The 11955-nt window shown below is 65.6% G+C and carries 10 protein-coding genes; 5 read left to right on the forward strand and 5 right to left on the reverse strand.

The window, feature by feature from the left end; translation table 11 throughout:
- The first annotated feature begins 12 nt into the window (after nt 1–12).
- Nucleotides 13–738 carry a respiratory nitrate reductase subunit gamma gene (gene narI / locus H977_RS0111630; RefSeq protein WP_029108027.1) on the forward strand — a complete coding sequence of 242 codons (726 nt, stop codon included), beginning with the start codon at nt 13–15 and terminating at the stop codon, nt 736–738.
- Between the two features lie 130 nt (nt 739–868).
- Nucleotides 869–1300, forward strand: coding sequence for a pyridoxamine 5'-phosphate oxidase family protein (locus H977_RS0111635; RefSeq protein ID WP_029108028.1), 432 nt, complete (start codon nt 869–871; stop codon nt 1298–1300).
- Here the strand turns inward: H977_RS0111635 and H977_RS0111640 are convergent.
- Nucleotides 1297–1563 (reverse strand): hypothetical protein, encoded by a 267-nt coding sequence (locus tag H977_RS0111640; protein ID WP_029108029.1) that lies wholly within the window; start codon nt 1561–1563, stop codon nt 1297–1299. The genes H977_RS0111635 and H977_RS0111640 overlap by 4 nt on opposite strands.
- A 62-nt stretch (nt 1564–1625) precedes the next feature.
- On the reverse strand, nt 1626–1793 hold the full coding sequence (locus H977_RS35250; RefSeq protein WP_097926522.1) for a hypothetical protein: 168 nt from the start codon (nt 1791–1793) through the stop codon (nt 1626–1628).
- A gap of 56 nt (nt 1794–1849) precedes the next feature.
- Between H977_RS35250 and typA the strand changes: the two genes are divergently transcribed.
- Complete coding sequence (gene typA, locus H977_RS0111650; protein ID WP_029108030.1) at nt 1850–3751, forward strand: translational GTPase TypA; 1902 nt, start codon at nt 1850–1852, stop codon at nt 3749–3751.
- 373 nt (nt 3752–4124) lie between these two features.
- Nucleotides 4125–5996 (forward strand): ABC transporter family substrate-binding protein, encoded by a 1872-nt coding sequence (locus H977_RS0111655; protein ID WP_029108031.1) that lies wholly within the window; start codon nt 4125–4127, stop codon nt 5994–5996.
- Nucleotides 5997–6045: 49 nt separating this feature from the next.
- Here the strand turns inward: H977_RS0111655 and H977_RS0111660 are convergent, their stop codons facing one another.
- The 3 genes from H977_RS0111660 to H977_RS0111670 all read right to left on the reverse strand — a co-directional run bounded on the left by H977_RS0111660 (nt 6046) and on the right by H977_RS0111670 (nt 10908).
- Nucleotides 6046–7272, reverse strand: a complete 1227-nt coding sequence (locus H977_RS0111660) for a hypothetical protein (RefSeq protein WP_029108032.1) — start codon at nt 7270–7272, stop codon at nt 6046–6048.
- A 569-nt stretch (nt 7273–7841) separates the two neighbouring features.
- Nucleotides 7842–9152, reverse strand: a complete 1311-nt coding sequence (locus tag H977_RS0111665) for a hypothetical protein (protein WP_155946602.1) — start codon at nt 9150–9152, stop codon at nt 7842–7844.
- Between the two features lie 520 nt (nt 9153–9672).
- A complete protein-coding gene (locus tag H977_RS0111670) occupies nt 9673–10908 on the reverse strand; it encodes a chloride channel protein (RefSeq protein ID WP_029108034.1) in 1236 nt (411 codons plus the stop codon).
- A 105-nt stretch (nt 10909–11013) separates the two neighbouring features.
- On the opposite strand from H977_RS0111670, the gene mshB reads away from it, so the two are divergent.
- Entirely contained in the window at nt 11014–11883 is an 870-nt protein-coding gene (mshB, locus tag H977_RS0111675; RefSeq protein WP_029108035.1) for an N-acetyl-1-D-myo-inositol-2-amino-2-deoxy-alpha-D-glucopyranoside deacetylase, read from the forward strand.
- The last annotated feature ends 72 nt before the right edge of the window (nt 11884–11955 follow it).

The raw sequence follows: 11955 nt of genomic DNA on the forward strand, positions 1-11955 counted from the left end.
GAGGCCGGGGAGATGAACTGGGAGATCTTCTGGGACGTGGTGCCCTATGTGACGCTGGCGGTCGTCGCCGTCGGCACCTGGTGGCGGTACCGCTACGACAAGTTCGGCTGGACCACGCGCTCGTCACAGCTCTACGAGTCGCGGCTGCTGCGGATAGCCAGCCCGATGTTCCATTTCGGCATGCTCGTGGTGTTCATCGGCCACGTCGTCGGGCTGTTCATCCCCGAGTCGTGGATGAACCTGGTGATGAGCGACCACTTCTATCATTTGCAGGCGGTGGTCCTCGGCGGTCTCGCCGGTATCGCGGCTCTGGTCGGGATCGCACTGCTCATCTACCGGCGCCGCGCCACCGGCCCGGTCTTCATGGCCACCACCGTCAACGACAAGACGATGTATGTGGTGCTGGTGGCGGCTCTGGTGGCCGGCTTCGCCTGCACCGCGATCGGGGCGACACCTGAGGGCGCCGAGCACGATTACCGCGAGACCGTGTCTCCCTGGTTCCGCTCGATCTGGATCCTTCAGCCCCGCGGCGATCTGATGGCCCAGGCACCGGTCTACTTCCACATCCACGTGATGATCGCGCTGGTGTTGTTCTGCCTGTGGCCGTTCACCCGTTTGGTGCACGTGTTCAGCGCCCCGATCGGGTACCTGTTCCGGCCTTACGTCGTGTACCGCAGCCGCGATGTCGCCGAACGCAGCGAGCTGGTCGGATCACGTCCGCAGCGTCGCGGTTGGTGAGCGCTCCCGGACCTCGAACTAGGGACCTTTGGCCCTGCCCCGGGGCTGTGGACAGGCGGAGGATTGCCGGTATGGAGAAGGCTGCACATGCAGCCGCTCGCACCTGCTACCGGCACACGGAGGTTGACCGATGAAGGGACAAGAACTCGACGTTCTCACCCGCAGGCAGTGCCTGGATCTGCTGGAGCGGGTGCGGGTCGGACGGTTGGTATTCACCGAGGATGCGTTGCCGGCCGTGCAGCCCGTCAACTTCCGGGTGTGGCGTGACGATGTGGTGATCCGGGTGGCCGGCGGGCCCAAGCTCTCCGCAGCCATCGACCATCAGGTGGTGGCGTTCGAGGCTGATGAACTCGACGCCGATCTCCACACCGGCTGGAGCGTGACCATCGTGGGGCACGCCGAGCCGATCACCGACGTCGACGATCAGGTCGCGGTCGCCGGGACATTCGTCCAGCCGTGGGCCGAGGGACGACGCGACCACTTCGTGCGGATACGCGCGGAGAAGGTCACCGGGCGTGCGCTCCGCGACCATGCGATGCCGCACTACGGGGGCGTGGGCTAGTACCGCAACCGGTCTTCGACGACCCGCACGGCGTGGCCGGGGTGCTGCGTCGCGTACAGCGGATGCAACAGCATCGGGTGGCGGCAGTGCGCGCACGAGGCCTGCGGCTGGTTCGCCGACGCGAAGGTGAGGTGGTGGCATTCGCTGCACCGGACCATGTAGCAGGCGCCGATCCAGTTGGCCATGCCCACATAGATCGCCACCGTGGTCCCGAGCGCGAGCACCATGATCAACGTGACCGTGAGCACTTCGTAAACCGTCATCCTGGCACCTCCAAGCACGCCTATGGCAACGTGACGGATACCTGAAACGGTACTCGCGAACCTCAGGATTTCCTGGCCCGTTTGAAGACCTTGTCCAGTTCTTTACCGCTCAATCCGTGGTGTTCGGCCTTGCGGACCTTGTGCAGCACCAACGGGCAGCGTTTGCAGCGCGGCTTGCTCTTACAGCACTTCTTCTTGGGCTTGAGGCCGGCGATCTTTGCGGACTTCAACGTGACGGGGCTCTCTCGTTTTCGTGATCGACCGGCGTGCCTGCGAGAATGTCGGTGTGGATTCACGCCCGAGCTTTCGCAACGTCGCCATCGTCGCCCACGTCGACCACGGCAAGACGACCCTAGTCGACGCGATGCTGCGACAGTCGGGTGCCTTGACGCACCGCGGCGACGACGCGGTGGAGCGCCTGATGGACTCCGGTGACCTTGAGAAGGAAAAAGGCATCACCATCCTGGCCAAGAACACCGCGGTACACCGCCATCACCCCGACGGCACCATGACGGTGATCAACGTCATCGACACACCCGGGCACGCCGATTTCGGCGGCGAGGTGGAGCGCGGACTGTCCATGGTCGACGGCGTGGTTCTGCTGGTCGACGCCTCGGAGGGCCCGCTCCCTCAGACCCGGTTCGTGCTGCGCAAGGCGCTGGCCGCGCACCTGCCCGTGCTCCTGGTGGTCAACAAGACCGACCGGCCCGACGCGCGTATCGCCGAGGTGGTCGAGGAAAGCCACGACCTGCTGCTCGACGTCGCCTCCGATCTCGACGACGAGGCCCAGGCTGCCGCCGAGAAGGCGCTGGACCTTCCCACGCTGTACGCGTCGGGACGCGCCGGCATCGCTTCCACGACGCAGCCCGCCAACGGCGAGAACCCCGACGGCGAGAACCTCGACCCGCTTTTCGATGTGCTGCTCGAGCACATTCCGCCGCCACAGGGTGATCCGGAGGCTCCGCTGCAGGCGCTCGTGACCAACCTCGACGCCTCGGCCTTCCTGGGCCGTCTCGCGCTGATCCGCATCTACAAGGGCCGGCTCAAGAAGGGCCAGCAGGTTGCCTGGATGCGCGAGGTCGACGGCCACCCGGTCATCACCAACGCCAAGATCACCGAGCTGCTGGTCACCGAGGGCGTTGAACGCACGCCCACCGACGAGGCCGTCGCCGGCGACATCGTGGCCGTTGCGGGTATGCCGGAGATCATGATCGGCGACACCCTGGCCGACACCGATCACGCCCATGCGCTGCCCCGTATCACCGTCGACGAGCCGGCGATCTCGGTCACCATCGGGACGAACACCTCGCCGCTGGCCGGCAAGGTCTCCGGCCACAAGCTGACCGCCCGGATGGTGAAGAACCGCCTCGACGCGGAGCTGGTCGGCAATGTGTCGATCAAGGTCGTCGACATCGGTCGTCCCGACGCCTGGGAGGTGCAGGGCCGAGGCGAGCTGGCGCTGGCCGTGCTGGTCGAGCAGATGCGCCGCGAAGGGTTCGAGCTGACTGTCGGCAAGCCGCAGGTGGTTACCCGCAACATCGACGGCAAGCTGCACGAGCCGTTCGAGGCGATGACCATCGACTGCCCGGAGGAGTTCGTCGGCGCCATCACGCAGTTGATGGCCGCCCGCAAGGGCCGCATGGAAGAGATGGCCAACCATGCCGCCGGGTGGGTCCGGATGGACTTCATCGTGCCCAGCCGCGGACTGATCGGATTCCGGACCGACTTCCTGACCCTGACGCGCGGCACCGGCATCGCCAACGCCGTGTTCGACGGTTACCGGCCGTGGGCCGGCGAGATCCGCGCCCGCCACACCGGTTCGCTGGTGAGCGACCGGTCCGGCTCGATCACCCCGTTCGCGATGATCCAGCTGGCCGACCGCGGACAGTTCTTCGTCGAGCCGGGCGAGGACACCTACGAGGGTCAGGTCGTCGGGATCAACCCGCGCGCCGAGGATCTCGATGTCAACGTCACCCGCGAGAAGAAGCTGACCAACATGCGGTCGTCGACCGCCGACGTCATGGAAACGCTTGCGCGGCCACTGGATCTGGGCCTCGAGCAGGCCATGGAGTTCTGCGCCGAAGACGAATGCGTCGAGGTGACGCCCGAGGTCGTCCGCGTGCGCAAGGTGGAGCTGACGGCATCGCTGCGGGCGCGCGCGAAGGCGCGGGCCAAGGCGCGGGGCTAGTTCTCGCTCTTGCCCCTTCCCGCTGACGCTGACTCTGCGTCGGCGGCGCAAAAGTGCGAGTGCTCAGCGCCCTCACCGCAGTGTCACTGCAGCTGGGTGAATGTGATGTCGGTCACTCCGCCCGACCGGGCTGACTTTATCCGACAATTGCCTGGGATGGATGTAAAAAGACTGCCGAAGCGGCAATATGTTGCGTTTCGCTCCGCCGCTGCAGGCTCAGTGCCTGTTGAGGCGGCCGGATCTGGCCATATGCATGGTCGGTACGGCCTGAAAATTAGATCCATTGTTCCGACATCGGTAGCAGGTGGACCGTTTGCCCCGCAGGGCCGGTGCGCGGCGGTGGCGGCCGGAGAGGGTCGATACCCTGAGTAGCGTGCCGACACCCCTCCGCCGCGCCCGCTTGACGATCGGGGCGCTCGTTTCGGTGCCGGCACTTCTGTTCAGCGGCTGCACGGTCAGTCCGCCGCCGGCCCCGCAGAGCACCGAGACCACAGAGACGACGCCGCCGCCCCCCATGAAGGCGACGCAGATCATCATGGCCATCGATTCGATCGGCCCTGGCTTCAACCCGCACCTGCTGTCGGACCAGTCCCCGGTGAACGCGGCGGTCGCCTCGATGGTGCTGCCGAGTTCGTTCCGCCCGGTGCCCGACCCGAAGTCTCCGACGGGTTCCAACTGGGAGCTGGACCCGACGCTTCTCGAATCGGCTGAGGTGACAAGCCAGAATCCGTTCACGGTCACCTACAAGATTCGCCCCGAAGCGCAGTGGACCGACAACGCGCCCATCGCCGCCGACGACTACTGGTATCTGTGGCGCCAAATGGTCAGCCAGCCAGGCGTTGTCGACCCGGCGGGCTACGACCTGATCACCGGCGTGCAATCGGTGGAGGGCGGCAAGCAGGCGGTGGTGACCTTCTCCCAGCCCTATCCGGCGTGGCGAGAGCTGTTCAACGACATCCTTCCGGCCCACATCGTCAAGGACATCCCGGGCGGTTTCGGTGCGGGCCTGGCCCGCGCGATGCCGGTCACCGGCGGGCAGTTCCGGGTGGAGAGCATTGACCCGCAGCGTGACGAGATCCTTCTCGCGCGCAACGACCGGTACTGGAGTGTGCCGGCCAAGCCGGATCTGGTGTTGTTCCGCCGGGGCGGCGCGCCCGCTGCGCTTGCCGACTCGATTCGCAACGGCGACACCCAGGTGGCCCAGGTGCACGGTGGCGCAGCCACATTCGCGCAGCTGAGCGCGATCCCGGATGTCCGCACCGCCAGAATCGTCACACCGCGGGTGATGCAATTGACGCTGCGCGGCGGACAGCCCACATTGGCAGAAGCCCAGGTGCGCAAGGCGATCCTCGGTCTGATCGATGTCGACCTGCTCGCGTCGGTGGGTGCGGGCGATGACAACACCGTGACGTTGGCGCAGGCACAGGTGCGCTCTCCGTCCGATCCCGGCTACATACCGACAGCGCCCCCGGCGATGTCACGGGAAGCCGCACTGGATCTGCTGCGCGCCTCGGGTTATCAGATCGAACCCGTGGAGACTCCGCCCGCGCCCGGCGCGCCGCCGGCGCCGGACAACGGCAGGCAACGCATCACCAAGGACGGGGCCACGTTGTCGTTGGTGCTCGGTGTGGCGTCCAATGATCCGACGTCGGTGGCCGTGGCCAACACCGCCGCCGATCAACTACGCAATGTCGGCATCGACGCCTCCGTGTTGGCCCTGGATCCGGTCGCGCTCTACGGAGATGCGTTGACCAACAACCGTGTCGACGCGATTGTCGGCTGGCACCAGGCCGGGGGAGACCTGGCGACCAGCCTCGCCTCTCGCTACGGCTGCCGCGCATTGGAGGCGACCGCCGTCTCGACCGCGGTTCCCGGTGTCGCGCCCTCGCCGTCATCGAAGCCGACGCCAAGCTCCGCACCTCCTGCGCCCTCGACCACGCAGACCACGACCCAGCCGATTCCGGCCCCGGATTCAGGTGCCCTGGTCCAGGCGCCCAGCAATATCACCGGGATCTGTGATCACAGCATCCAAGCGAAAATTGATGGCGCGCTGGATGGTTCGCAGAACATCGCCGAGGTGATCCAGGCCGTCGAGCCCCGGTTGTGGAGTATGTCGACCGTGCTTCCGATCCTGCAGGACACCACGATCGTGGCGGCCGGACCGAGCGTGCAGAGCGTCAGCCTCACCGGTGCCGTGCCCGTCGGCATCGTCGGCGACGCGGGCACCTGGACAAAGGCGCGCTGAGAAAGGCAGTGGGCCCCCTCGTCCGAGGAGGCCCACTGAGGGTGCTGTGTCAGGCTGCGTTGCTCGAATCTGACGATGACGAGTCTGCGCCGGACTTGGCGGACACGGAGTGCTTGCCTGCTTTGGCGCTCTTGCCGCTGAGTCCATCGGCGGCTTTCTTGATTCCGTCGGTGACGTTCTTGACCGTCCCCTGGATGCCTTCGCGGACCTGTTTGGCCGACGCGGACCGCTTGGTCGACAGGCTCTTGCCGGGTGCTGCCTTGATGCTGTCCTTCACCACCGCGTTGGCGCCGACTGAGGTGGTGGCGGCAACGGAATCCTCTGCAGCTGGCGCGGTTTCGGCCGGTGCCTGCTGAATCGGCGCGACGGCCGGGGCCGGCGCGGGTGCTGGCTTCGGACTGACGTCGAGCGTGACGACCTTCGCCGCGGACGGCAGGGTCGTGTCCGCGGCTGCGCGTGACTCCTCGGTGGCCGGCGGAGTGATTGCCGCAGCGATCATCTCGCGTGCCTGCCGCAGGGTGCTAAGAAGGCCCAGGTTGGGACCGAACACGCCGCCGCCGAGCTCGTCACCGTTGAGGAACGCATCCGTGATGACGGCCGGGCTGCTGAGCATCGCGTTCACGACGCCGAGCGGATCACCCGCCGTGGCAGAGTCAACGATCTCCTGTCCGACGTTTCCCGCCACCGTGATCGTCCGGTATGCGACGTTGAGCAGGCCGAGCGCGGGCAATGCCACAATCGCCGGGTTGCTCAGCACATTGGCCAGGTTCTGCACCGGCTGTCTGACGGCGTTGATGGCGGGCTCGAGCAATGGAAGGACGGCGCCGGCGACAGGGGTCAGGAATGCGCTCCAGAGGTTGGCCACCGCGCTGTTGACGTCGCCCGCCATGAGATCGGTCAGAGAGGCCTGCAGCAAGGACGGGATGCTCCAGGGGTTCGACGGGTCAAGCGCATTGCCCAGCGCGGTTGCGGAGCCTTGCAAGGCGGTGAAAAGCGAACCCGCGGTGCTGAGCTGATTCGTGATCACCTGTAGCAGGACAGGCGCGGGATCGGTCACTTCCTGTCCGATGATGGTCGACACATTGGTGAAGGTGTTCGTGAACAGGTCCAGATATGCCTGGATCGGATCGGTTGCTGCCGACAGGCTCACCTCAGCCGATGAAACCGCCGGAACCGTGATGTCCGGCATCGGCGGCGCGACCGGACTCATCGCGATGGCGCCCGCTCCGAGGAAGGCGACACCAGCGGTGAAATAGGGATGGGCTGCGACGTGCATGGCTTCTCCTCCAGATCATTCCGATCCCCGACGAGGCTGAAGCTACCTGAGAGTAACTTTACAAAATTGAGTTTTTGAAAAGTTGCATTCAAGGCTGGATTGCCGGCTAATCGGATCGTAAGCAAGGGAAACTAGCTGATAGAGCCTTTGGTTAGGGGGCCTTCGCGAAGCTCCGACTTCGAACGACACTGTCGATCGCAATCAAATATCGCAGAATCACCGGTGTTCGCTGAAATTGCGTTGTGCCGGCGAAATCGATGTCGATCAGCGAGTTCTCGTGGCATCGAGATTTAGCGCAAAACGGTGGCTGCGCACGGTGGCGCCACACCGGCAGGCGGCATCCCGAACGCGGCGGCGACAGCCAAGGCGGCAGTACGCGAGGCGTCGGTTAAAGGGTTTTGCTACAGCATTGCCACGGCAATCAAATGTCCGCGGTCGCCATTTCGCCTCCACGCGAGTGTGGACCCTGGCGATCCGAGGTGTATCTGAGCAGCAGCTGAGAAATCCCTCAGAACGGAAGAGCCCCCTCCATCGCGTGGATGGAGGGGGTCGCCGGGTGGTGCTCAGGCCTACTTGTCGGCACCCTTGTCGGCGCTCTTCGCCGCGTCGCCCGACGAGTCCGTCTTCTTCTCGGCGCTCTTCTGGACGCCGCTCTTGTCCTTCTTCAGGCCGTCGGTCAGCTTCTTGACGGCCGACTTCACCTGGTTGCGAACTGCCTTGGCGGGATTCGCCTTCTCCTGCACGTTGGCAGACTTCGGGGATACCTTCGTCGCGACCTTGGTCACGGCCGGGGTGGCGCCGTCGGTGTCCGTCGCGGCTGCACCCGTGTCGGCGTCAGAAGCGTTGTCCGCGTCTGTAACTGGAGCAGCCTCGGCCTTGCCGGCCGGTGCGGTCACCGGCTCCAGCGCCGTGGTGACCGCTGTGGTGGCAGCGGGTGCCGGGGCGGCCAGTGCCTTGGTGGTGAGGACCTCGGTCGGAGGAGTGAACGGCTTGGGCTTGATCTGCTTGAGGGCGTTCACGTAGGAGTCCGCGATGTAATTGCCCATCGAGATCGTCGCGTCGGTTTGGAAGACCACGCTCGTGGCGAAGTCCGCGATGCCGTGTTGGACGGCGTTGATCACCTTGACCGGATCGCCGGTGGCGACGGCGTTCGCCACATCCTGAGCTCCGACGAGAGCCTGCTTCACAATGGCTCTCGGCTGACCGTCCAGGTCGTACCCGACGCCGATCGTTGAGGCGGCCAGTCCGATGACCACTCCGAGTGCGGCCTCCGACGTAGCATCGATGATCGGTTGCGGAACGTTGAGTACATGCCCGATGGCGTTGATCTCCGGGGACACCGCAAATATCAGGATATTGATGATGGGCTGCATTCCGCCCTGCACCAAGACATCGAGGGCGCCGCCGGCATTACCGGCGGCGATCTGTGCTGCAGCGGCCTCAAGCCCGGCGGGCAGACCGGCCGCCAAATCACCGAGGGCCTCACTGATCGCGGTCCCCGCCGCGGACGTGGTTTCGCCGAGCGCGGCAAGGTTGGGGCCGAAGTTCTGGGCCGCGATGACTCCGTCGGCGAGAACCTGTGCGATCTGCCAAGCCGGGGGCGTGCTCATGAAGGCCTGATAGCCGCCGACCGCGTTGTCGATGAGCTGGCGGGGGATCGCAGCCGGGTTGCTGGTCTGGCGTTCGATGATGTTGCTGATCAACGTCTGGGTGGTGGTGACCACCGGCGCGAACACGGTCAGCGGGTTGTCCACCGCAGTCGTGAGGGCGACAGGTACATGCACCTCTGGAACAGACGGAGCCATGGGGCTGACTGCGATGGCGCTGGCACCTACGAGTGCCACCCCCGCAGCCAGGTAGGACCGAGCAGCGAGTTGCATTGAATCTCCTTACGGGAGCGTAACTAAGGTCGGCGCAGAAGTTACCCCATAGTAAGTTCCGCTGTCTGCAAATTTTCTTAACTATTTTTCAGCTCGCCGAGACCCGCATTGGACCCCGCAAATAGACTCAAGGTATCTGGGATATTGCTGGTAGTACGCATTTACCGTGGTCGCCACCCATGGTTGCGATACCCAAAGTAGCGATATTAGGGCCGCTGACAGGAGGGCTATGGCAAACATATGTCGGTGAGCGTCATTTGATTGCCAGCGAAGTCCAGGAGGATAAGCGCGGTTAGGTTACCCAGCGGTAATGCCGTCGCGATGCCGGCTGAAGAGTTAGCACGCGCACAGTGGACAATGCGATGTGATCTGTAAAACAAGAAGGCCGTCGGTGCGACGCGCGACACCAATGGGACCAGCGGTCTCGGTATTCGCACAGTCTTTGCGATAGCAACGAAGTGGCAGTCGCGGTCAGTTTCAAAGACTACGGATTTCGTCGTCGAGGTTTGCTCGCGGTCGGTCAGTCGACCGCTACTTCGGTGCGCCGCTCGGCCAGGGATTGGAGCCCGTGGGCGGCCAGCGCGGCAGCCAGGAACGGCAGCAGTACCCAAAGCGGCGGCCGCGCGAGTTCCCACACGAAGAGCGCGGCCCAGATCGGCGCGCGCTGCGTCACGGCAAGCACGCCGGCTGCACAGGTGAGCGAGACGGCGGCGACGCTGACGGGGTGAAGGCCCAGGGTGTTGATCGAAATGGCAATGAGCGAGCCGAGCGCGGCGCCGGTCGCGAGCGCCGGGGTGAGCATGCCGCCCACCGCGCCGGCGCGCAGGAAGATCGCGGTGAGGACGGGCTTGAGGAGCAGGATCACCGCGGCAGAGCCGAGCGTCATCCCACTGTCGAGACTGACGGTGAGGATGCTCTTGCCATTGCCCGGGAGCTCCGGCCACCACACCGAACCGAGGCCGACAAGCAGGCCCGCCCCCGCAATGCCCGGGATGATCAGCCACGACGTGAGCGCCGCCGGAGGCCGGGCCAGCGCCATGATCCGATTGAAAGCCATGCCAACAGCCAGGGCCAGCGGCGCAAGGACCAGCGCGAAACCGGTCAGAAAATAGGACAGGCTCGGATCCGGCCATACCAGCGGAGCTCGGACATGGGTCACGGGCGCCGCGACGGCGACCGCCAGCGCCGAGGTGATCAACGCGGCGCCGACGGCCCGCGGATGCCACGTGTGCAGCATGATGCGGATCGCGAACAAGGCACCGCCGACCGGCACGCTGTACACCGCTCCCAGGCCGGCCCCCGCGGCGCAGGCGAGCAGGATCTGACGGTCGTGCGCAGTCAGCGCCCACCGGGAGGTGCCGGCGTCGCCGAGCACAGCCGCAACCTGACGGGGTGCGCCCTCACGGCCCAGGGACGCTCCGGCCCCCACCACCAGTACCTGCAGCGCGGCGTCGAGCGTCAGTGAAACCCGGGGAATGGGCCCATGATTGGCGATGGTCGAGGCCAGTCCGGGAATCACATAGTGCCGGCGCAGAATCCACCAGCCGAACCCGGCCAGTGCTCCACCGATCATCGGGCCGAGGGCGCGGCGCACCGGACTGCTCCCGCTGACGCCATCGAGCAGCGAGCCGAACGAATAGGCGTAGGTGAGGTGTTCGACGAAATGCAGCAGAACCGTCGTCGCCATCCCGGCCAGGCCCGCCAGCAGCCCGACAACGACGATGCTGCAGCCGAACTCAAGCTCACGCCGGGTCACTCCGTGAATGTATGCGGCACGCGTGGATTCGTCAGCGCGGTGGAGAAAGCCGGTGACATGAGTCGTCGGGCGCGGCTGACGGTGCGCGGGCTATCGTCGATCACGATGCCGAACGAAGCGCCCCGTCTCCTGTTTGTCCACGCCCACCCGGACGACGAAACCCTGACCACCGGTGCCACCATCGCGCACTACGCCGCGCGCGGCGCGGAGGTACACGTGGTGACGTGCACCCTAGGCGAGGAGGGAGAGGTCATCGGTGACCGCTACGCGCAGTTGGCCGTGGACCACGCCGACCAACTCGGCGGCTACCGGATCAGTGAGCTGACCAAAGCGCTGAACGCTCTGGGTATCGGCGAACCACAGTTCCTCGGCGGTCCCGGTCGATGGCGTGACTCGGGCATGGAGGGCACGTCGGCGCGCAAGCAACAGCGCTTCATCGACGCCGATTTCGACGAGGCCGTCGGCGAACTGGTGCAGATCATCGAGACCCTGCGGCCACACGTCGTCGTCACCTACGATCCCGACGGCGGCTACGGCCATCCCGACCACAAACAGGCCCATCGCGTCACCACCGCGGCGGTCGAGGCCGCACGGGACGGCGGCGGCTGGGCCGTCCCCAAGTTCTATTGGACGGTCATGGCGAGCACCGCGATGCGGGCCGGCCTCCAAAATCTGCGGGACACTCCCGAGGAGTGGATCCGGATCGACGTCGGCGATGTCCCGTTCGGGTACAGCGACGAACAGATCGATGCCGTGGTCGACGCCACCGCGCAGCTTCCGGCCAAGGTCGCCGCGATGCGCGCGCACGCCACGCAGGTCACCGTCTCTTCCGACGGCACCGCATTCGCCCTGTCCAACAATCTGGCACTGCCACTGATCGGCGAGGAGCATTACGTCCTGGTCTCCGGCGAGGCGGGGGAGCGCGACGAACGTGGGTGGGAAACCGACCTGCTGCACGGACTGAATCTGCAATAGCCAAAACTGGACGCGGTAAGCTCCGGTTAATCAGAGGCGTCGAAGGGACATTCATGGACCCCGATCTGGATC

Source organism: Mycobacterium sp. URHD0025, from assembly GCF_000426065.1.
GTDB lineage: Bacteria > Actinomycetota > Actinomycetes > Mycobacteriales > Mycobacteriaceae > Mycobacterium.